General features: G+C 62.7%; 19 protein-coding genes. 10 read left to right on the top strand and 9 right to left on the bottom strand.

The window, feature by feature from the left end; translation table 11 throughout:
- Nucleotides 1-170: 170 nt before the first annotated feature.
- The 9 genes from ACPWR9_RS11540 to ACPWR9_RS11500 all read left to right on the top strand — a co-directional run bounded on the left by ACPWR9_RS11540 (nucleotide 171) and on the right by ACPWR9_RS11500 (nucleotide 9,419).
- Entirely contained in the window at nucleotides 171-1,082 is a 912-nt protein-coding gene (locus ACPWR9_RS11540) for a dioxygenase (RefSeq protein WP_426296814.1), read from the top strand.
- A gap of 9 nt (nucleotides 1,083-1,091) precedes the next feature.
- Entirely contained in the window at nucleotides 1,092-1,841 is a 750-nt protein-coding gene (locus ACPWR9_RS11535; protein ID WP_426296815.1) for an SDR family NAD(P)-dependent oxidoreductase, read from the top strand.
- Nucleotides 1,842-1,865: 24 nt separating this feature from the next.
- On the top strand, nucleotides 1,866-2,747 hold the full coding sequence (locus tag ACPWR9_RS11530; protein WP_426296816.1) for a 3-keto-5-aminohexanoate cleavage protein: 882 nt from the start codon (nucleotides 1,866-1,868) through the stop codon (nucleotides 2,745-2,747).
- Nucleotides 2,744-3,280 carry a gamma carbonic anhydrase family protein gene (locus ACPWR9_RS11525; RefSeq protein WP_426296817.1) on the top strand — a complete coding sequence of 179 codons (537 nt, stop codon included), beginning with the start codon at nucleotides 2,744-2,746 and terminating at the stop codon, nucleotides 3,278-3,280. Before ACPWR9_RS11530 ends, ACPWR9_RS11525 begins: the two co-directional genes overlap by 4 nt.
- A gap of 11 nt (nucleotides 3,281-3,291) precedes the next feature.
- The gene (locus tag ACPWR9_RS11520; protein ID WP_426296818.1) at nucleotides 3,292-4,269 is read left to right on the top strand and encodes a quinone oxidoreductase family protein; all 978 of its coding nucleotides are present in this window, start codon (nucleotides 3,292-3,294) and stop codon (nucleotides 4,267-4,269) included.
- Nucleotides 4,266-4,601 carry a cupin domain-containing protein gene (locus tag ACPWR9_RS11515; RefSeq protein WP_426296819.1) on the top strand — a complete coding sequence of 112 codons (336 nt, stop codon included), beginning with the start codon at nucleotides 4,266-4,268 and terminating at the stop codon, nucleotides 4,599-4,601. Before ACPWR9_RS11520 ends, ACPWR9_RS11515 begins: the two co-directional genes overlap by 4 nt.
- A gap of 101 nt (nucleotides 4,602-4,702) precedes the next feature.
- Nucleotides 4,703-6,556 carry a phospholipase D-like domain-containing protein gene (locus ACPWR9_RS11510; RefSeq protein ID WP_426296820.1) on the top strand — a complete coding sequence of 618 codons (1,854 nt, stop codon included), beginning with the start codon at nucleotides 4,703-4,705 and terminating at the stop codon, nucleotides 6,554-6,556.
- A 169-nt stretch (nucleotides 6,557-6,725) separates the two neighbouring features.
- Nucleotides 6,726-8,294 (top strand): DUF1254 domain-containing protein, encoded by a 1,569-nt coding sequence (locus ACPWR9_RS11505; RefSeq protein WP_426296821.1) that lies wholly within the window; start codon nucleotides 6,726-6,728, stop codon nucleotides 8,292-8,294.
- A gap of 69 nt (nucleotides 8,295-8,363) precedes the next feature.
- Complete coding sequence (locus ACPWR9_RS11500) at nucleotides 8,364-9,419, top strand: AI-2E family transporter (RefSeq protein ID WP_426296822.1); 1,056 nt, start codon at nucleotides 8,364-8,366, stop codon at nucleotides 9,417-9,419.
- Nucleotides 9,420-9,435: 16 nt separating this feature from the next.
- On the opposite strand, the gene ACPWR9_RS11495 is transcribed toward ACPWR9_RS11500, so the two are convergent.
- From ACPWR9_RS11495 to ACPWR9_RS11485, 3 genes are all read right to left on the bottom strand, one after another.
- Nucleotides 9,436-10,311 (bottom strand): lipid A biosynthesis lauroyl acyltransferase, encoded by an 876-nt coding sequence (locus tag ACPWR9_RS11495; protein WP_426296823.1) that lies wholly within the window; start codon nucleotides 10,309-10,311, stop codon nucleotides 9,436-9,438.
- A gap of 267 nt (nucleotides 10,312-10,578) precedes the next feature.
- Nucleotides 10,579-11,340, bottom strand: coding sequence for an SGNH/GDSL hydrolase family protein (locus tag ACPWR9_RS11490; RefSeq protein ID WP_426296824.1), 762 nt, complete (start codon nucleotides 11,338-11,340; stop codon nucleotides 10,579-10,581).
- Nucleotides 11,341-11,386: 46 nt separating this feature from the next.
- Nucleotides 11,387-12,820 carry an MFS transporter gene (locus ACPWR9_RS11485; protein ID WP_426296825.1) on the bottom strand — a complete coding sequence of 478 codons (1,434 nt, stop codon included), beginning with the start codon at nucleotides 12,818-12,820 and terminating at the stop codon, nucleotides 11,387-11,389.
- Between the two features lie 138 nt (nucleotides 12,821-12,958).
- Between ACPWR9_RS11485 and ACPWR9_RS11480 the strand changes: the two genes are divergently transcribed.
- A complete protein-coding gene (locus ACPWR9_RS11480; protein WP_426296826.1) occupies nucleotides 12,959-13,852 on the top strand; it encodes a LysR family transcriptional regulator in 894 nt (297 codons plus the stop codon).
- 94 nt (nucleotides 13,853-13,946) lie between these two features.
- Here the strand turns inward: ACPWR9_RS11480 and mqo are convergent, their stop codons facing one another.
- From mqo to ACPWR9_RS11450, 6 genes are all read right to left on the bottom strand, one after another.
- Nucleotides 13,947-15,662 carry a malate dehydrogenase (quinone) gene (gene mqo, locus ACPWR9_RS11475; RefSeq protein WP_426296827.1) on the bottom strand — a complete coding sequence of 572 codons (1,716 nt, stop codon included), beginning with the start codon at nucleotides 15,660-15,662 and terminating at the stop codon, nucleotides 13,947-13,949.
- Between the two features lie 223 nt (nucleotides 15,663-15,885).
- The gene (locus ACPWR9_RS11470; RefSeq protein WP_426296828.1) at nucleotides 15,886-17,271 is read right to left on the bottom strand and encodes a BatD family protein; all 1,386 of its coding nucleotides are present in this window, start codon (nucleotides 17,269-17,271) and stop codon (nucleotides 15,886-15,888) included.
- 80 nt (nucleotides 17,272-17,351) lie between these two features.
- On the bottom strand, nucleotides 17,352-19,037 hold the full coding sequence (locus tag ACPWR9_RS11465; RefSeq protein WP_426296829.1) for a VWA domain-containing protein: 1,686 nt from the start codon (nucleotides 19,035-19,037) through the stop codon (nucleotides 17,352-17,354).
- A complete protein-coding gene (locus tag ACPWR9_RS11460) occupies nucleotides 19,034-20,092 on the bottom strand; it encodes a vWA domain-containing protein (RefSeq protein ID WP_426296830.1) in 1,059 nt (352 codons plus the stop codon). Before ACPWR9_RS11460 ends, ACPWR9_RS11465 begins: the two co-directional genes overlap by 4 nt.
- Nucleotides 20,079-20,645, bottom strand: coding sequence for a DUF4381 domain-containing protein (locus ACPWR9_RS11455; protein WP_426296831.1), 567 nt, complete (start codon nucleotides 20,643-20,645; stop codon nucleotides 20,079-20,081). Before ACPWR9_RS11455 ends, ACPWR9_RS11460 begins: the two co-directional genes overlap by 14 nt.
- On the bottom strand, nucleotides 20,642-21,643 hold the full coding sequence (locus ACPWR9_RS11450; RefSeq protein WP_426296832.1) for a DUF58 domain-containing protein: 1,002 nt from the start codon (nucleotides 21,641-21,643) through the stop codon (nucleotides 20,642-20,644). Before ACPWR9_RS11450 ends, ACPWR9_RS11455 begins: the two co-directional genes overlap by 4 nt.
- Between the last annotated feature and the right edge of the window lie 13 nt (nucleotides 21,644-21,656).

The raw sequence follows: 21,656 nt of genomic DNA, 5'->3' as shown, positions 1-21,656 counted from the left end.
GACCACCTGTCGCGCTTTTTTGTGCATTGAAATGCAAACGTTTGCGGCAATTTCCGCAGAAGTTGCCGTGGCACGTCCGAGTTTCCCGTCATATTTCCGAATAAACAGCCTTTGACAAACGAAAAATCACCGAATACTATGCAAACGTTTGCATGAACAGGCGAATGAAAATGGAATCTGGACAAAGCGGCAGCATCGTCAGCGATGTTGCGTCGGTAACGGGCATCGTGCTCGCTGCCATGAGCAAGACCGAAGATCCGCGGCTCAAGGAGATCTTGGGCGCACTCGTCGTACACGGCCATGCCTTCCTCAAGCAGGTGAAGCTGACCGACGAGGAGTTCGAGCAAGGGTTGGATTTCTTGCGTCGGGTCGGGCTGACGTGTAACGACAGTCACAACGAGGTGGTGCTGTTGGCCGATGTGCTCGGCATCTCGACCTTGGTCAAGGTACTGAACAACTCCATGCATGAGGAACATACGGGCGGCGCCCTGCTCGGTCCGTTCTTCCGTGGCGGATCGCCCCACTACGCCTTGGATGCGTCGATCGTGCAAGACGACGCGCCTGGTGCACCGATCTTCGTGAGCGGGCAAGTCCTCGATATTCGGCAGCAGCCCATTCCCAACGCGAAAGTCGACGTTTGGCAGGCGTCTCCGGTGGGTCTTTATGAGAACCAAGACCCCGACCAGCCGGACATGAATTTGCGCGGCCACTTCTTCACCGACGGCAGCGGCGAGTTTCGTTTTCGCAGCGTGCGCCCCGCCGGTTATCCGGTGCCCACGCACGGGCCGGTCGGTGATCTGCTGCGCGCGCAGCATCGCCATCCCTATCGTCCGGCCCATCTGCATTTCGTGGTGATTGCCGAAGGTTGCGCGACGCTTATTTCTCAGATCTTTGCCGACGATGCCGAGTATCTCGACTCGGACGTCGTCTTCGGCGTCACGCGCGATTTGGTGGGCAAGTTCGAGCGCCACGAGGCTGGCACCGGTCCGCACGCCGAGCAAACGGTGCCGTATTACACGCTGTTTTGCCGATTCGTACTCGCTGAAGGCGTGCCCACGCACCCGACACCGCCCATCAAATAGGAGCTTCGTATGACAAACGCATTGCATCAAAAGGTTGCCGTCGTGATCGGCGGGACGGGTGGCATCGGCAAAGCCACGGCAAACCGCCTGGCGCAAGCTGGCGCGAGCGTCGTCGTCGTAGGGCAAGACGACATCGCTCAGGCTGAAGCGCTCGCCCAGCAACTCCCCGGCGCGGGACATAGTGCCCAACTGGCCTCGATTACCGACAGCGCGACGCTCGCAGCGGTCGCGGCTGCCGTGCGCGAGCGCTATGGCCGTGCCGACATTCTGGTCAACGCCGCTGGCTTCACTAAGCCGATCAAGCACAGCGACCTCGACGCACTGACGGACGAGTTGATCGACGACATGTTCAAAGTGAACTGGCGTGGCCAGTTCGCGGCGATCCGGGCGTTTCGCGGCTTGCTCGCCGACTCGGGCGATGGGCTGGTCGTCAACGTGTCGTCCATCTCGGCGACGACGGGCGTCGGCAGCAACGTGGCGTACTGCGCCGTGAAGGCTGGCATCGACATCATGGCCGCGTCGCTGGGCCGCGCGTTGGCCCCGCAAATTCGCGTCGTCAATGTCTCACCCGGCGTGGTCGACACGACCTTCGTGCCGGGACGCGGTGCCGACTTCAACGACAAGGTCGCGGCAACCACGCCGCTAGGCCGGATCGGCACGCCGGACGACATCGCCGCCGCCATCGAGGCCTGCGCCACGCATCTGACATTCACGACGGGTGTGACGCTCGTCGTCGATGGCGGCCGCCGCCTGAGCTAACGACACCCCGTTCCGGAGCCTCACATGCACTCACGCAAGACCATCCTCACCTGCGCGGTGACCGGCAATCTGACCAAGCCCGAGCAGCATCCGGGCCTGCCGGTCACGCCGGAACAAATCGCGACCGCATCGCTCGACGCTGCCCGCGCCGGTGCCGCTGTCGTCCACATTCACGTGCGCGACCCCAAGACGGGCCGCCCGTCGATGGACATTGGGCTGTATCGCGATGTCATCGAACGCATCCGCGCAGAAAACACCGACGTCATCATCAACCTGACGACCGGCCCCGGCGGGCGCTTCATTCCTAGCGAGGACGATCCCAAAGTTGCGGCCCCGGGTACTACGTTGATGCGCCCGGAAGATCGTGTGGAACACATTCTTGCGCTGCGTCCGGACATTTGCAGCCTCGATTTGAACACCATGAATTCCGGTGGCGACGTCGTCATCAACACGCCGAAGAACGTCACGCGCATGGCGGCGGTCATCCGCGAGGCCGGTGTCAAACCCGAGTTGGAAATCTTCGATTCGGGCGACATGCATCTCGCATTGGATCTGATCAAGTCCGGCGTTCTCGACGGCCCCGGCCTGTGGACCTTCGTGATGGGCGTGAAGTACGGCTTCTCCGCCTCGCCGGAAACGTTGATGTACGCCCGCAGTCTTTTGCCTGCCGGTGCGCAATGGGCGGCTTTCGGCATCGGGCGTTTCGAGTTTCCAATCGTCGCGCAAGCGTGGCTGGCCGGTGGACACGTCCGCGTGGGCCTTGAAGACAACATCTACATCTCGAAGGGCGTCCTTGCCGAGAGCAACGCGGCGTTGGTGAAGCGCGCCCGCGACATCGTGGAGTCGCTTGGCGGCGAGTTGGCGAGCGCGCAAGAAGCGCGTGAGCAACTGGGGCTGACGCGGTGAATAAGCCTCAGCCCTCCCCGTCCCTTGCGCCGTGGGTCGCCCCGAGCGCCTTCGTCGGTCAAGGCACGCAGCTAATTGGTGACGTGCGCATCGGCACCCAGTCGTCGATCTGGTTCAACTGCGTGTTACGAGGCGACGTGCAGCCCATTGTGATTGGCGAGCGCACCAACCTTCAAGACGGAACCATCGTTCACGGCACCACCAACGGGCTGCCGACGATCGTGGGCGATGACGTCACGGTCGGACACGGCGCAATTCTTCACGCGTGCACGCTGGAAGACGGTGCCTTCGTCGGCTTCGGTGCCCGGGTGCTCGACGGCGCCGTCGTCAAGTCGGGCGGCATGTTGGCGGCGGGAGCCGTACTGACGCCTCACAAGGTGGTCGGTACCGGTGAGCTATGGGCCGGAAATCCGGCTCGCCTGCTGCGGATGCTGTCCGACGACGAGTGCGCCGGGCTGGGTGTCGCCAGCGCGCGTTACGTCGCACTGATCGAGCGCTACAAGCGCAACCAATTCGTTACTTTGACCTTCTAGGAGCAACAAGCATGAAAGCAGTTCGTGTCACGGCGCCGAGCGCCAGTCTGGATGCCCTCGACCTGAACATCGCCTCGCAAACGGTGCCGAGTGTGGGCGAAGGGGAATGTCTTGTTCAGGTGCACAGCGCGGGTGTGAATCCGAGCGATGTGAAGGCGGTACTCGGTGCCATGCCGCATGCCGTATGGCCGCGCACGCCGGGTCGTGACTTCGCCGGTGTCGTGTTGGATGGTCCTGCCGATCTGGTCGGCCAGGAAGTCTGGGGCAGCGGCGGCGAGCTGGGTATTCGCCGCAACGGATCTCACGGGCATTTCCTGAGCCTGCCGGTCGGTGGTGTACGGAAAAAACCGGCCAACCTGACCATGGAAGAAGCCGGTGCGGTCGGTGTGCCGTTCGTCACGGCGTTCGAGGGGTTGCGTCGTGCGGGCGGTGTGAAGGCGAGTGATGTGGTGCTGGTCCTTGGCGCCAACGGCAAGGTCGGTCAAGCGGTCGTGCAATTGGCGACCCACGCCGGTGCGAAGGTGTTCGGCGTCGAGCGTACCGCCCAGGGGTACCTCGGACATGCCAACGGCGAAGTCATCATGATCGACGCGTCGTCGCAAGGCATCGCCGACGTCGTGCGTGAAATGACGGGCGGCCACGGTGCCGACATCGTCTACAACACCGTCGGCAGCCCGTACTTCGAGCAGGCCAACGCCGCGATGGCGAAGCGTGGCACGCAGATCTTCATCTCCACGTTCGAGCGCGCTGTCCCGTTCGACATCTTCACGTTCTTCCGCGGGCAACACACCTATCTCGGCATCGACTCGCTGGCGCTGGATAGCACCGACGGTGCACAGATCCTCGATCAGCTCTATCCGCTGTTCGCGAACGGCACCTTAAAGCCGTATCCGATCCTTAGTGAAGCGATTTTTTCGATCGACGATGCTGCAACGGCCTATCAGGCGGTACTGCGCGGCAGCACCAACCGAGTCCTGCTCAAGCCATGAACATTACGCGATTCGAATCGGCGCCCGAGTACTTCCCGGAGAACCATTTCTCGATGCGCTGCGTGAGATTGCAGGGGCATGAAGCCGGGGAATCGAAGTCGCTTTGGCTCGGCGTCTCGACGATCGAACCCGGTGGGTACACGACACTCTCGGCGTCGGCGCTCGAGAAGCACTACGTCGTACTGTCGGGCGAAGTGACCGTGGAGACTGAGACCGGCAGTGCGATCTTGCGGGCCAACGATTCCTGCCGTCTGGCCCCCGGCGAGGCGCGAGCATTAAAGAACCTCTCCGCAAGTCCCGCGGCGGTGTTACTGGCAATGCCGCTGGCTTAACTGACGGAAACCCGCGCCTTGGGCGGGGCTTCAGGCGTCATCAGCGAGACACATCGACAAGGCAGCCTCTCCCTCACACGGGCGTGTGAGGGAGCGTGCAGATGATCAAGGTGCGAGAAGTCAACGGCAGTCTGGTCGCTTGTGCTTACCAAGGCGATGCCAAGACCCTTTTGGCCTTCAATATCACAGCGCCACAGGATCGTGAGCGCCTCGCGGGGTTCACGATTCAGGTCAAGCCCGACGGCCGCGCGGCGTATTTCCTGTGGAACAAATTGCAGTTCGCGCATCCGGCGCAGCATGCGCAAGATGCCGCGGAGCCAGCGTACTCCACGGTGAATGCGCCGTTACACCGGTTTCGTTGGGTACACGTGCCGGGCAGCGATCATCAAGGATTGACCCCTCCCTTCGGGCGCTATGCGTACACGGCCACGCCGCGGTACTTCGACGACCAACGGCGGCTGATGCCGCTGGACCCAGCGCGCGGAGCCACGGTGGAAATCGAACTCAAGCCGTTTCAGCAGGGCCCGGTTCGACTGGGGTTCACGCGGGGATACGCGCAGTCGCAAGCGTATGTGAACCATTTTGGTCATGATCTCGTGCTGAAACCGCCTTCAGCGCCCTTAGTATTCGATACGCACCAAATCGCAGGGCAGAACGCGCAAGGCAACAACTTCACCTATCTCGATGTTTATAGCTGGGCCGGTGCAAGCACTCGAGAGCGCATCGTCGACGTCTTGAATCTCGTACACGACGGGCCCAATCGCCAGTTGGACGTTTTCGCCTACGACCTGAACGAGCCCGACATCATCACTGCCCTGCTCTCGCTCGGTCAGGAAAAGCGCGTGCGCGTGATACTGGACAACGCCTCGCTGCACAAATCCACCGCCGAGAAACCATCGACTGAAGACGAGTTTGAGGCGCGCTTCGTCGCCGTTGCCGGTCAAGACGCCATGCTGCGCGGCAAATTCGGCCGTTACGCTCACGACAAAGTCTTCGTGGTGTACGCCGACAAGGCTCGCCAGCAGCCGGAACTCGTGCTGACCGGCTCCACCAACCTCTCGATCACAGGCTTGTACGTCAACGCCAACCATGTGCTCGTATTCGACGATCCGGCTATCGCGGGTGTCTACGCGAGCGCTTTCCAAGCGGCCTGGACGACGAAGGTGCAACGTGCGGCCTTCGCCGAATCGGCGCTAGCGACGACCACGCACAGCTTTACGCCAGCGAACACCGGGGCCGTCGACATCGATTTTTCGCCCCATTTGCCCGCAGACAAAGACAAGGTGCTTGGCCGCATCGTTGCCCGTATAGAGCAAGAGAGCCAAATCGCCGAGAACGGCAGTGTTCTGTTTGCTGTGATGACGATGGACGGCGCGACGGCAAAGGGGCAGCCCGCTAAGCCGAACATGGTGTACGACAGCCTGAAGTCGCTGCATGAGAGCGAGACGATTTTCAGCTACGGCATTTCGGACAGTCCCGGGCAGGTGTGGCTGTACGGGGCCGACACCCGAGGCGGTGTGCTGGTGAGCGGTAAGCCGGGCCAGCCGCTGTTGCCGCCACCGTTCGAGCAGGTACCGAGCATCGGCAGCGGCCACGAGATTCACCATAAATTCGTGGTGTGCGGCTTTGGGCGGCCGGATGCGGTGGTGTTCTGCGGTTCGTCGAACCTGGCTGAAGGCGGGGAACTGGAAAACGGCGACAACTTACTGGGTATCCACGATCCGGCCATCGCTACCGCGTTTGCCATTGAGACACTGCTGCTGGTGGACCATTACAACTTCCTCAACCGGCTCAGCACGAAAACTACCGACAGTCATACCTTGCGAAGCGCCGCCGACAATCGTACGGCCGCGAAGGCCGCCGAATGGTTTCTCGGCACCACCGACCAATGGGCACGGCCCTACTTCGTCGAAGGCAGTACCCGCAGTCGCGACCGGCAGCTCTTCACGGCGTGAGTTTGGCGGGGGCGCCGCGCCCCGGCGCGCGGTTTCGTCTGCGTCGATTTGTCTCCGCCGTTTTGTCTCATTTCTCTCACCGTTTTGCCTCAGGTCGTCACCCTCCCCGTCCTTCGCAAGCGGCCCCGGCGTACATTCCGGGTGCCCTTGCCCTAAGACGGAGAAGTGAATGCTTTTCAACCGCACTGGCGGCCTCGTCGCCGCCACGCTCATCGGGGCGCTCTTTGCCCCAACCGCCCACGCGCAGAAGGCCCCCGAGGGCGCCAGCCCAACAAAGGGCTTCAATACCTACATTCCCACGGATGTCCTGACGCCCGCCACGGTGCAGACGCGCATCGGCAAGCTTGATTTTGTCGATGGCGTGCCGACGGAAGACACGGCCAAACGGGCCTTCGACAACCTCGATTTCCTGCGCGGTGTGGAGGTCTTCCTCAACCTGATGCCCGCTGCGAGCATCGAAGCCATCCGTCGCTCGAGCGTCGCACTCGGCGCGACCAAGAGTCATCAAGCTACGATCTACGATCAGCTCGCCGACTCCAATCCGCTCCTGCTCACCGCCAACACCGACACGGTCTATGCCTTCGGTGTGCTCGACCTCGAGACCGACGGCCCCACGGTGGTCGAAGTGCCGCCCGGCAGCGGCCCGGGAACCGTCAACGACGCGTTCTTCCGCTACGTCGTCGATATGGGCGTGCCAGGGCCAGATCGCGGCAAGGGCGGCAAGTATCTGATCGTGCCCGCCGACTACAAGGGCAAGCTCCCGAAGGACGTGAAGGATGGCGGCGAGTACTACATCGCCCGTTCGCCGTCGTACGTAAACATCGTCGTGTTGCGCGGTTTTCTGGTGGATGGCAAGCCGGACGTGGCGTCGAAGATGTTCCGTGACGGTTTCAAGGTCTATTCGCTCAGTCAAGCGAAGCACCCGCCGAAGATGGAATTTATCAACTCGTCGAAGCAGGCGTTCAACACGGTGCACGCCAATAACTTCGCGTTCTTCACGGAGCTGGACCACGTCATCCAGAAGGAGCCGGTCGACTTTATCGACCCCGAACTGCGCGGCCTTGTCGCCTCGATCGGTATTCGCAAAGGCAAACCCTTCGCGCCTGACGAGCGGATGAAGAAGACGCTGACCGAAGCCGTTGCCGTCGGCAACGCCACCGCCAGATCGATCAGCTTCCGTAATCGCGACCCGCGCGCGTGGCTCTATCCCAATAGCCAATGGCGCGTCGGCTTTATCGGCGACGACTATCGTTGGCTTGGCGGCGACGGTGCTGCCGGGCGCGATCTCGATGCACGCACAAGCTTCTTTTACGTCGCCACGGTCAACACGCCCGCGATGGCAGCGAAGTTGGTCGGCAAAGGATCGCAATACGCGCTCTCCAGTGCCGACGCGACGGGCCAACCGTTCGACGGCGCGAAGACCTATCGACTTCGCATTCCGGCGAACGTCCCGGCGAAGGACTTCTGGTCGGTGGTCATCTACGACCCTCAGACCCGCTCCGAGCTACAGACCTCGCAACCGTTCCCGAGTAAGAACAACAAGCGCGACAAGCTGCTGACCAACGCCGATGGGTCGGTCGATCTGTACTTCGGACCCGTGGCACCCAACGGCAAGGAAGCCAACTGGATGCAGACGGTGCCGGGCAAAGGCTGGTTCACGATTCTGCGGCTCTACGGCCCGCTGGAACCTTGGTTCGACAAGACGTGGAAGCCGGGCGAAATCGAAGCAATGGAGTAATATTCTTGCGGACGCAAAAGCGCGCCATCTCAAGCGCGCTTTTGCCATTACCGTTAAGAAAATCCATCGATGACATCCACCCCTGGGTCTGTTGCACAGACAACCACTGGCGTCGCCGCAGGTCTGGCACTCTTGTACTTTCTTCGCCCGGTACTGATCCCGTTTTTTCTCGCCGTCCTGCTGCGCATTTTGATTTCGGGCATCGTCCTGGTGGTCGTTCGACTACTTCCGCGCGCGCCGAAATGGTTGATTCTGTTGGCAACCGCGTTGATTGTGGGCTTCAGCGCCTACAGCATCTTCATCATTACGCTCCAGGGCATCAGCGATCTCATCAAGCAATCCCCTGATCTCCCCGCGCGGCTCGATCACCTCATTCGGACGGCCACGGTAGGCTTCGGGCGAAAGTTCGATCTGGCCTCGGTGCTGGCGTTGATCGATCTGCCCCATTTCGAGCACGCCATCGCCGCTTGGCTGGGCGACGCCGTATCGATGGCGTTTCTGACGCTGATGTTTCTGGTGTTCATGCTGCTTGGGTCGTTGCGAAACTCCGATCCCAAGATTCTGCGCATCACGACCAGCGAGGCTCGCGCGAATTCTCAGCGTCTCGTGCTCAATAAGATCGTGCACGGCGTCCAGGCGTATTTGATTTCGCAGACGGCGATCAATCTGGCGATTGCCGTGATCTCGGCTTTGGTGTTTCGTCTTGCGGAATTGCCGGATACGGCATTCTGGGCAGTGACGGTCTTTCTTCTGGCCTTCATGCCCGTCGTAGGGCCGTTCGTTGCCAGCGTCGTCCCGGCCCTATTCGCGGCGATTCATAGCGAATCGATTTCCGTCCCGCTCGCCGTGTTTGTCATCACGCTGGCCATCTTCCAGATTGCACACAATCTCGTACAACCCAAACTCCAGGCGAAAAGCACCAACACCGATCCCTTGGTGGGCATTTTCGCGCTGGGGATATGGACACTGGTGTGGGGCGTGCCCGGGGCGATTCTCTCGACCCCGTTGACTGTGCTCGTGATGGTGGTCGCCGCCCAGTTCGAGAGCAGCCGGTGGCTGGCCATTCTCATCTCCCACGACGGTGCGCCTGACGTCGTCATAGCACCATCCGCCGACGGGAAATGAGTCCTTCGTCAGCGGATCAATACACCGATGCCATGCCCGCCGGGCGGTGCTTGAAGCGTCGGTGCACCCAGTAATACTGCTCGGGAATTTTGGCGATCTGCTCTTCGAGGAACGCATTCATGCGGCGCGCGTCGACTTCGTCGCTCGATGACGGGAAGTCGGCGAGCGGCTCGAAAATCGTCAACTTGTACCCTTGATAGTCAGGCAGCACCTCGGTCACGAAAGGCACGACCCGGGCGCGTCCGAGTTTCGCCAGACGCGATACTGCCGTCAGCGTGCAAGCGGGTACGCCAAAGAACGGCACGAACACGGAATTGTCGACACCCTGATCCATATCCGCTGCGATCATGACCGGTTTGCCGGAGCGCAACAGTGCAATGATCTTCTTGGCACTGGTGGCGCGCTCGATCATCTCCGCACCGAATCGGCCGCGTTGGCGCTTGGCCAAGTCGCATAGCGACGTGCTCGACATGCGGGTGTACAGCGATGCCACGGGCAGATGCGTCGAATAACGCATGCAGCCGACCTCGATGCCGACAAAGTGAAACCCCATGAAGATCGTAGGCGGCGCGTCGGGATCGTCGAGATCGATCTTGCTGTCGAGTTGCACGATATTCTGGATCGCCTGCGCACTGCCAAACCACTGAATACCCCGCTCCAGATAGCTGCGAACCACGTGACGAAAGTGGGTTCTGGCGAGCTGCTGGTGTTCGAGGGCAGTTTTCTCGGGGAAGCAAAGGCGCAAGTTCACGAGGACGATGTGCTTGCGGCGGCTCGGCAGTGCAAACAGCACCGTGCCGACAGCCATCCCGAGCCTTGCGACCAGTGGATACGGCAGCACGGCGAATACGCGTAGCAACGCCACGACGAGCGAAAAGCTGAGGCGTTTCAAGGCGGGTTCCCTATAACGGGTGAAGTTACGAAGCGAATTCGATTGCCAGGCTGGCGACCTATTGCGGGTCGCTGCTTCGTGGGAAGGCTTTCGCAGGAGCGGCTGAACGCGGATTGCGCAATATTGGGGTTGGTCAGAGGGTGACCAAGTGACCGTTATCGAGGTGACTCGCGAGCCCGGGCAGTGTAACAGGTCACCCGGTGAGAACTTGCCTAATTGTGCGGCTGTGCAGTGCGCCGTTGTATTTCAAAGTCTTGCGGCGTCACGTCATGCGCCCGTGGCAGTGTGCAGTCGATCTGTCGGCGTGTCGCCCAACAGCGTGGTGATGCGCTCGGTCACCAATGCGGCCCAGTGGCGATATTGCCCAAGTCCAGGGTGAAACCGGTCGCGTGCCATGTCGTCAGGCTTTGCCGCCCATTGCAGTGAGACGTAACGGGCTGCCGCATCCCCATTGAGCCAAGCGATGAGCTTTTGATCCAGATGTGCCGCGTATCGGCCGAGATACCAGCGCAACGGATGGGGTGCCGCGGGAAGAATGCGCAACGGCGGCAGACCGGTGACCACCAGACCGACCGCGCCCGTGCGGCGGCGCAAATCATCCACGAGATGGGCGTAGTCGTCCAAAAACTGGCGAGCGGTGCGCTGGGATGTCACGTCGTTGGTGCCGAGGGCCGTCACCAGAATGTCTGCGGGCGCGAGCGCTGCGTTAGAAAGCAATGCCCGCGCTTCCTTGGTATTGACGCCCGACTTGGCGACCAACTGCCACGACACGGGGCGCCCCGTCTGGGTCGCCAGCAACCGTGCCACCGGCTGCGCCAGTGCCTGCGCCTGCTCGTCCACGCCAACCCCCGCCGCCGACGAATCGCCGACCACGAGAATGCGCAATACGGGCAGCGCCGCCGTGTCCCCGACAACTTCCAACCCGCTGCGCGGGCCAGCGGCTTCAGGCAACCGCAGGGCAGTTTGACGCAATCGGCGCGCCTGCATCAGAAGCACCGGGCCGAGCAGGACTTTGTAAAGTGTCAGCATTTGAAGCGGGAATCCTTCGTGATTCCTTATTTGGCATAGCCGAGCATTATGCCTCGTGATTCCCCGCCTTGCGCCCCACTCGCCATGCCGTCAGCACGCCTGCCAGCAGTAGCGCTGCCGCCACGGCAAACGTCACGCGCATCCCGCCGCTAATGGCTTGTGCGGAGGCTGTCTCTAACGACACGCTTCCGCTCGCGGCACTAAACACAGCCCCCATGACGCAGACGCCGGTCACCAAACCGAGGTTGCGGGCAAGGCTCAACATCCCGGCGACGACCCCGCGTTGTGCCGTATCGACCTGGCGCATCACCGCCGTATTGTTGGCACCTTGAAACAAGGCGTAGTGGATCGTCATCCCGACTAGCGGCACCAAATACCCCGCCACGCCGAAGCGCGAAGGCATCACCGCCAGCAAGCCAGCGCCCAGCGACATGCCGGACAACCCGACAACGGTCATGCGTTTTGCCCCGAAACGGTCGACTAGACGCCCCGTCGGCACTCCGGAGAGCGCCGCCGACAGTGGCCCCACCGACATGGTCAGCCCCACCACCGTCGTGGCCAGCCCCAGCCCGTGCGACAGGTAGAACGGGCCAACCACAAAGGTGGTCATGATTACGCAGGCGACCAACGCGCTCATGATCAGGCTGCCGACGAACTGCGGCTGACGCAGTAGCGCTAGTTGCACAAGTGGCGCACGAGCCCGACGTTGTACCCACACGAACACGGCCACGCCGACTAGCGCCACCAGCAACAGCAGTAGATTGAGCGCACCGAACTGCCCGCGTCCCAACGTCATGGCCAATGCGTAGGCAGCCAGCATCAACGCCAGGACCAGCGTACCAGCATGGTCGAAGCGCGGGCGCGGCGTCGTGCGGCGTGCATCTGCCGCCAGATAGCGATACGCGAGCCATCCGGCCAACAGTCCCAGCGGAATTTGAATCAGGAAGATCGCCCGCCAGCCGAGCGCGCCAATGACGATACCGCTCAGCGATGGCCCGAGTGACGTCCCCGCGGCGGACATCGTGCCCAGCAGCCCCATGGCACTTCCCGTGCGTTCCTTGGGAACGGTGGCCCCGACCAGTGCCATGGTCAGCGCCATCATGACCGCACCACCGACGCCTTGGAGCGCACGCGCCGCGATCAGCAGCGGCAGATTGGGTGCGAGTCCGCAGCCGACCGAGGCGAGTGTGAACAAGCCGATACCGCCTAACAGCAAGCGCCGCCGTCCGACCATATCCCCCAGTCGCCCGGCACTGACGATCAGCGACGTGATGGCCAGCAAATACGCCAGCACCACCCACTGCACCGCCTGAAAGCTAGCGTCGAACGCCTGCGCCAGCGTCGGCAGGCTCACGTTGGCGATGCTGGTATCGAGCGACGACATGAGCATCGACAGCGATAAGGCCGCCAATGCCATGCGCGTGCTGGCAGCGACGGGAGGAACAATCGAGGAGGCGGGACTGGCGGTATTGGGTTGCATGGTCAGGTCTGGATCACATTGACGATGCAACAAAGCTTATCGACACCTAAGATATGGCGGAAGACGCAGCATTTGCACTTTATCAATGCATCAGACGCCATATATCAACGCACCGGCAGCACGCTTCAGGTCCCAACCATGCAAAAACCTGACTTCAACCTCCTGCATACCCTCGACGTTTTGCTGGCCGAAGGCAATGTGGCCCGTGCCGCACGCCGGTTACAGCTAAGCCCTTCGGCGATGAGCCGAGCACTGGCCCGCTTGCGTGAGACCACGGGCGACCCGTTGCTGGTGCGCGCCGGACGCGGACTGGTGCCGACACCGCGCGCTCTCGCCCTTCGCGATCAAGTCAGTCAGTTGGTGCAAGACGCGACCATGGTGCTGCGCCCGGCACGTCAGGTCGATCCGGCCCAACTGGAGCGTCGCTTCACCCTTCGCTGTAACGAAAGCTTTGTCGAAACCTTCGGCCCCCAGTTGATCGCCCGCGTGGGTGCCGTCGCGCCGGGCGTGCGTCTTCGTTTCGTGCCCAAGCCGGACAAGCAAAGCACCTCGCTGCGTGAAGGCAGCGTGGATTTGGAGACGGGAGTGATTGGTACAGACACCGGGCCGGAAATCCGCACGCAGGCGCTGTTCCGTGACCGCTTTATCGGCGTGGTGCGCGCGGGGCATGCGTTGACCCGAGGGGCGCTCACCCCAGAGCGCTATGCCGCGGGCGATCACGTGCTGGTGTCGCGCCGTGGACTGGAACGGGGTCCCATCGACGATGTATTGGATGCGATGCACTTGCAGCGGCGCGTGGTGGCCGTTGTCGGCAGCTTCTCAGCCGCGTTGGCGATAGCGCGTGCCTCTGATTTGATCGCGAGCGTGCCGGAGCGTCACACGAACAGCCTGCGTGCCGATATGCACAGCTTTGCGTTACCGGTGTCCACGCCGACGCTTACGGTTTCCCTCTTGTGGCACCCGCGTATGGATGCCGATCCGGCCCATATCTGGCTCCGTGCGCTCGTGCACGACGTCTGTGCGACCCCCTAAGTCCGCGTCGCCAAAACGAGAAAAGGGTTACGAAATCATCCGTAACCCTTTGATTTTCTGCTGATCGCGTCGGTGTTCTGACGCTGCGCTGAAGTTACAGCGCCATATCCGGCACCTTCTTCACCACACCCGGGTTTGCGACGGGGGCGGTGTTCGGGACCACGCCATCGAGACTCGGCGGCGCAATCGCCAACTGCAACGTTTCCGCCGTGCTAGCCCATTCCTTGGCCAGCAGATCCGGGTTCTCGTTGAGCTTCTTGCCGTAGCTGGGCACGATCTCGCGGATCTTCTGCTGCCAGGCGGGCGTTTTCATCTGCTCGGGGAAGACGCGCTCCAGCAGCGACAGCATGATCGCCGGCGAGGTCGAGCCGCCCGGCGACGCGCCCAGCAGTGCGGACACCGAACGGTCTTCCGACACCACGACTTCCGTGCCGAGCTTCAAGATGCCGCCCTTTTGCGGATCGTTCTTGATGATCTGCACGCGCTGACCGGCTTCCCACAGGCGCCAGTCTTCGTCCTTGGCTTCGGGCATGTAATGACGCAGTGCTTGCATCTTTTCCGACGTCGACAGCGCCAATTGCTGCGCAAGGTACTTCACCAGCGCAAATTCATGAGCACCGACTTGCAACTGCGGAATGACGTTGGACGGCGTGGTTGCCTTGGCCAAGTCGAAATAGGAGCCGTTCTTGAGGAACTTGCTCGACCACGTGGCGAACGGTCCGAACAAGATCACCTTCTTGCCGTCGAGCACGCGGGTATCCAAGTGCGGCACCGACATCGGGGGCGAGCCGGTATCGGCAAGACCGTAGACCTTGGCCAGATGGCGCGACGCAATTTCCGGCTTGTCCGTAACGAGGAACTCGCCGCCGACCGGGAAACCGCCATATTGCTTGCCTTCCGGAATGCCCGACAGTTGCAGCAACGGCAACGCCGCCCCGCCCGCGCCGATGAACACATTACGTGCGTCCACGGTCTGGATCTTGGAGCTGTCGTTCATATCGAATGCCGACACGCGCCAGGTGCCATCTTCGTTGCGCGTGATCGAGCGCACTTCGTAGCCCGTCGTGACCTTCACACCCGCGTTGCCGCTGAGGTGCTTGTAGAACTGGCGCGTGATCTCGCCCAGATTCACGTCGGTGCCGAGCGGCGAGCGCGTGGCGGTGACGACTTCGTCGGGCTTGCGCCCTTCCATCATGATCGGAATCCACTCGGCGATCTTTGCCGGGTCCGTCGTCATTTCCATGCCAGCGAACAGCGGCGACGCCTTCAGGGCTTCGACACGCTTCGTGATGAACTCGCGGTTCTCCTGTCCGAAGACAAGGTTCATGTGCGGCGTGGAGTTGATGAATTCGCGCGGATTGCCCAGCACGCCCTTGCGCACTTGATGCGACCAGAACTGGCGTGAGACTTGGAAATTCTCGTTGATGTTGATGGCTTGGGTGATGTGAACGTTACCCTTGTCGTCCATCGGGGTGTAGTTCAGTTCGCACAGCGCCGAGTGCCCGGTGCCTGCGTTGTTCCAGCCATTCGAGCTTTCTTCAGCGACTTTGTCCAGACGCTCGAACACTTCGCACGTCCAGTTCGGCTCCAACTCGGACAGGTAGACACCTAGCGTTGCGCTCATGATGCCGCCACCGATGAGCAGCACGTCGACCTTGCGATCCGCTTTCGCGGCGCGGTACTGGCTGCCGAACAGGTAGGAGTATCCGCCGTATACCGCTGCTGCCCCTACTGCGGCAGCAATGAACTTGCGGCGAGAGAAGGGCTTGCGGCCGCCCGCAGGCGCCGGCTTGTTGTCGGTTTGAGCCATGTAAATCAGTCACCTTCAAAAATTCTGTGTTGCGTCTCCGGACCCAACAGGCCCCGGGGACAACCGATCTCCTCTCACAAGCGTTCTCCTCACATGCGCCCGCAGCGTGTTGGCCTAGCGGGCGTCATAGGGTCGGCGGGTCAAATGCAATGCCAAATGCCGAGTGACGCGAAGGGCGGATTGTAACGCAGACCGATGACAGAACGCTGGGAAGCCGCAGTCGCTAAAAGGGATTCAACGGCGCCAGTGCTGAGGTCGCGGATGCGCGTGCCGTGCCGGAGGGTGTCGCGTCGGCGCATTTTTCGAACGCATTCGCCAGTGGCATGCCGTTCCAATGTGGCGCATCCGCAGTGGTAGCCGAGGCCGAACGGGAGAGCCGAGCAAAAAGGCAGGACTCCAGCGCAGACACGGCATCAATCAAGGCGACATCCCCTGTCGAAGTCGCCCATTCGGCGATCCCGCTACCTTTGAACTCCCGGCTCCAATGCTGCGCCGAACGATACGCCGCCGCGGCGTCGTTCGAGCGGCATGCCTGCATCACTTCGGCGTGCAGGGTTTTCGCGCTGACTTGTGCACTTGAGCGACGCTCACGGTATCGATGACGCAGGGTGCGCCATCGCGGGAGGGTTCGCCAGATTACGAGCCCGAGTACGCCTAGTCCGGCCACGCCAGCCAATACGATCCCGATCGATTCGGCATCCTGAGGTACGGATATCACCCCTTTGCCCGGCGCCAGATCACCGGCGGAGGCCCCTGCCGCCACAACCACGCGTATTGGCGGCGCATCGGAGTGGGATGCGTGGCCTGTCGCGGGATCCGTCCAGTCAAGCGTGATCGCGGGCAAGGTGTAAGTGCCCTTGCGCTCGAACACATACGAGAAGGTATCGATACGCAGCCCGCCTGCCGTGGAACTCGCTGAACTCGCTGAACTCGGTAACACGCCGTCCGATAGCTTTGGATCGGCGGCGAACACGCGCACGCCACGGGGCGGCTCCGATTTTGGCGGCTGGATCAGCATGGCCTGCGTGCCCGTGGCGAATGTCGCTACGGTTCGCACCAGCGTATCGCCGACGCGAAGTTGCACCACGTCGTGCTCGGCAGGTGGCGAGAGTGTTTGCGTGACGTTCAGCGCAGCCACTGGGAGAAGCGCCCCGCCATTCGATGCGCCGCTCGACGAGACCTTGGGCACGCCCCCTGCCCCGACCCGGATTCGCGTTGCCGGGAGTGTGACCGTGGCTTGTTGCGGTGCGCCGTCATTCCCGGCGTAGGTGAGCGCAATCGTCGCCTGTGGCAAAGCGTAGTCGCCGTCTTGTCCGGCAACGAACGCATAGGTCTTGCTGATCGTCGCGAAGGTCACCCCGTCGATGGTCTGCGTGCCATTCAGTGCCCGCGCGTCTGGGAGCGTCACGATGGCACCAGGCACGTCCAACGTGGGAAATACCGGCGCGGACATGAAAAAGTTAGGCGCGAGCACCGTCACATCGACACTGACCTGCTGCCCGGGGCGTATCGGCTGGGGCGCTGCCACATCGACCCGGGCCATGGGCGCGGACGCTGCCATGGCATTCCCGAGCGCCAGCAGCCACATGGCGCAAACGCCGGTCGCCATCGCGCGTCGCCACAGGGTGACGAATCGACTGGAGAAGCGACGCGAGACATGGAGCGCGTCTCCCCCGTACGATGCCCGGATCACTGTGCGTGCCCTCCGCCTGCGCCCTGCCCGTGTTGCAAGGCGAACTCGCGCTGCAATAACGCGGTCGGCGTCGTCTGGATCGTGCGCATCCACGCTTGCGTCTCGAGCGACGGCCCCACTTTCGTCGAACGTTCGCCGGGACCGGTTGGGCGTTTCGCGTCGTACTTGATCTCGTCGGGCGAGACATCCGGCGGAATCTCGTCGTCCCCGGACTTTTCCGGCGGCTTCGGCAATGCCGCGATGAGCTGTCCCATCAACGTCAGATTGGCCCGCGCCGCTGCCCAGTTGGGCGAACGCTTGAGCGCTTGGGTATAGCGAGCCTGCGCCGCCTCGTACTTCCCCATGCGCGCCAGCGCATTGCCTTGATTGAAGTCCGCTTGTGGGGAGTCAACCAGTGCGAAAGTCTGCGCCGCCTGTGCATACTGACCCGCGCGATACTGCGCCACGCCGCGCCACATGGGATCGTCGAAGCGCTCGGCGGCGGTTGCGTAGTCGCCGCGCTCGAAGGCCAGCCGTCCTTGCTGGTCATGCGTTAGCCAGAGATCGGCAAAGCGCCATCGCCGCGGCGTGCTCGCAGGGTCTGGGGTGTCGGGTGTGGCGGTGGCGCTGGTAAGCGACTGTGCGTACGACGGTGTGACGCTCACGTGGAGCGACACGGCGAGCAGCAGACCGACCACCCACCGCACCGACCACCCCTTGCGGAACCAGAGCGCCCCGAGTACCACGAGTGGCAGCGTGAGCCACCATCCCTCGTCACGCCAGCGTGCCGTCGTCCCCGCTTGCGACTGCTCGAGGTGCGATTGCACATGGCGTTGCACCCAGTCGATATCGGCGTCGCTGTCGGGCGTGAAGGTGGCGACCGGCACGTCGCTGTCTTGAGAAAACCGCTTGAGCGCCGTCTCATCGAGACGTGCGAAGACGCGTGCGCCATCGCGTTCCACATAGCTGCCGTCGGGGTTACGCAACGGTCCGCCTTGTGGTGTGCCAATGGCAAGCACGATGGGCTGACTGGCCGATTGACCACCGGCATGCTCGTGAAACGCGCGTGCCGCGCCAAGATCGACCGCGTCGGTGATAAACAGAATGGTGCCTGGGACGGGTTCACGCCGCAGGTCGTTGTCGATCACCTTCAAGGCTTGCCCCATGTCTCGACCCGGCGCGGGCATGATGCTCGTCTGCAACGCGTCCACATAGGTTTGCAGCAAGGCACGGTCATCGGTCAGCGGAATCACCCGATGGGCCGAGCCTGCATAGGCATAAATAGCGGTACGTGCTCCCTCGCGTCGCGCGAGCAGTGCCTTCACTTTGAGCTTGGCTCTCTCCAGCCGGGAGGGCGTGACGTCGACGGCGTCCATGGTCGGCGAGAGATCGATGGCGATGGCCAGCGGCGCTTTGTCGTCGAGAAACGGCGGCAGCTCGCGTTTCCACGCGGGGCCTGCCATACCGATACCGCCCAGCACGAGTACGAGCGCAATGAGATGCACCGGACGTAGCCGAAGCCCGCGCCGTTCATGGATCATCAGCGCGTCGAGCAGGTGCGGTGCGATGGTCTTGCGCCAACGCCTGCGCGCATCGGTTCTCCGACCGACCGCCCAGAGCAGCCATGCGGCGGCCAGCACAAGACACAGCCAAAGCGGTCGCAGGAAGTGAAAATCGGCAACGCTCGAGAAGACGCCGGTCATAACGCCCCCTCGGCACCGATGCCCCCTGCCTTGGGTGTGTCGTCCGGTGCGTCGTCCGTGTCGGCGGCGGCCGGTCCACGTGTGACGTAGGCGGCATGTATCGCGAGCGCGATCTCGTAGAGCAACACGATGATGAGCGCCGCGCCCAAGGGCCACATGAAGAGCTCTCGTTGCGGCCGCCATGAGAGCGTCTTGTGATCGTGCGGTGTGATGCGATCGAGCGTGGCGTAGATCTCGGCCAGCGCCGACTGGTCGGCGCCGAAGAAGTACCGCCCGCCGGTAACCTTGGCCATGCGCTGCAACAGCCCGAGATCGACACGAGCCTCGCCTTGCGCGGCGGGGTCACCGATGCCTACGGTATGTACGATGACCGATTGTTCGTGGGCGACGTCTGCCGCGCGATCGGGCGGCATGCGGCTCGCGGTGTCGTTACCGTCCGTGAGCACGATCATGACCTTCTGCGGCGCTTCGCTGTGCTCGAACATCCGCACGCCTAGTCCGATGGCATCCCCCAGCGCGGTACTGTTGCCCGCCATGCCCGGCAACATATCGTCGAGCAGCGTGTGGATGAGATCGTGATCTTGCGTGAACGGTGCGAGCGGATAGGCGGCGTCGCCGAAGATGACCAGCCCGATGCGATCGTCCGGGCGCTGCGTCACGAAGTCGCCGACCACTTGTTTGACCGCTTGCACGCGCGCGATACGTTTGCCTGACGCATCCGGGAAATCCGGCGTGTCCATCGACTGCGAGAGATCCAGCGCGAGCAGAATGTCCCGCGACGGTTGCATCTTCTCTATGGGGGCTTCCAGCAGTTGGGGCCGTGCGAGCGCGGTGATGACCAATATCCATGCCACCGGGGCGAGCACATGCTGTACCCAGTTGCGCCGGGGTACCACCGCACCTGCCGCTGGGCGCAGGCCCGCCGCTTCGGCCACTTCACCGAAGAACGGCAGCCTCACCGACGGACTCTCCTCCCGATAAGGCGGCATCAACCACCACAGCAACACGGGCAGTGGCAGCAGAGCAAAGGCCCATGGGTATTCAAACTGGAACATGATGGCGCTCGATCCAGTCGCGGCAGGCGTGCACCAGCGCGTCAGTGCGGGGGCCGTCCCATTCGCGACATAGCGATTCGTCGGACCGATATTCGGCACCGGTCACGAGCGACGCTATCGTGTCGGTTCCGGCGCTTCGGTTGTCATGACTCGCGCGCAAGAACGAGGCCCAGTCGTTGCCGGTGAGGCTGGCGACCGCCTCACGCGGCCACGCGCTCAAGGCCACGCGCTTGAGCAGCGCCGCAATCTCGCGCAGTGCTTGTGCGCGTTTTGCGGTATCGCCACCCACAGCGGCATTCGGATTGGATGCACCGAGCGTGACAGCCCACTGCCGCAACTGTGCCAAGGCTTCCCGGCGATAGCGGTTGGCACGATAACGCCGCCATGTCCGCCACGCATACCAAATCAGTCCGACGCTCAGCAATACGGCGACAATCGGCCAGCCGATCGTCTGCGGCATCCACGAGGGCGCGGGCGGTGTCACGATATCGGCCAGCGTCTTAAGCGTCGGCATATCGGCGGCAGGTGCGGCCGTGGCAGCACTGGCCGTCATCGCCCGCCTCCCGCCTTGGCGCGCCTGAAGGCATTGCCGGACGTGGGTGGCCCACCCAGCAGACGCCGCACTTGCGCCGTCGTATCTTCTGCCGCCGAGAGCGGCAGCATCGGCACACCAATCGCCTCGTGCCAATCCACCAAATGCTTGCCGTGGGCCGTGAAGAAGTCGGCGATGCTGCGCCGGAGCGATGTTTTGCCGAAGCTGAGTTCGACTTGAAGCTCCCCGTCACTCACGACGAGATTGCCTGACGTGGGAAGTGCACTCAGAAACGGATCGTGCACCAGCACCGTCAGCACGTCGTTGCGTGCGGCGATGCCGAGCAGCCGTTCGCGTGTGGTCTTGTCGTGCCCGTCGAAATCGCTGATGACGATGACGAGGCTGTCGTGCGTCACCATGCGTGCACACCGTTCCAGCGCTAGATTCAGTTGCCCGGCAGAGCGCCGCGCCTTCGTGTCGGCACGCAACGCGGCATTGTGCCGGGCAATGCCGCCGAGCAATTGTTCGACGGCCGCGCGGCTGCGCTTCGGGGGGAAGGTATCGATCGTCGTGTCGCCGAAGACGACGCCCCCGACGCGATCGCCGTCGGCCAACACTCGCCACGCGGCCAAGGCGGCCGCTTCGGCTGCCGTGACCGACTTCATGGCGCGGCGGCTGCCGAAGAACATATTGATGCGCTGATCGACCACGAGCACTACCGGCCGGTCCTTTTCCTCGGTGTACACCCGCACGTAAGGCTTGCCGGTGCGCGCCGTGACACGCCAATCCATGCTGCGGATGTCGTCGCCCGCCACATACCGCCGCAGTTCCTCGAACGCCAGACCCCGGCCTCGCACGCGCGAGCCATGTCGGCCCGCCAATACGCTATGCACCGGCTGGCCGGGTTGGAAGTGAAAGTCGCGCGCGGCGCCCTCCAGCGCATTGAGGGCCGCAACGTCGATGGTCACGCCCGGCAGCGCGGTATTCGAGGTCGGGTCCGAGCCAATATCCGTGGCCATATGGGAATGCCGT

Origin of the sequence: Pandoraea pneumonica (assembly GCF_049918595.1) — a bacterium.
GTDB classification, from domain to species: domain Bacteria; phylum Pseudomonadota; class Gammaproteobacteria; order Burkholderiales; family Burkholderiaceae; genus Pandoraea; species Pandoraea pneumonica_A.
Note: the sequence above shows the minus strand (reverse complement) of the source record. Positions and strands in the feature narration are given on the sequence as shown.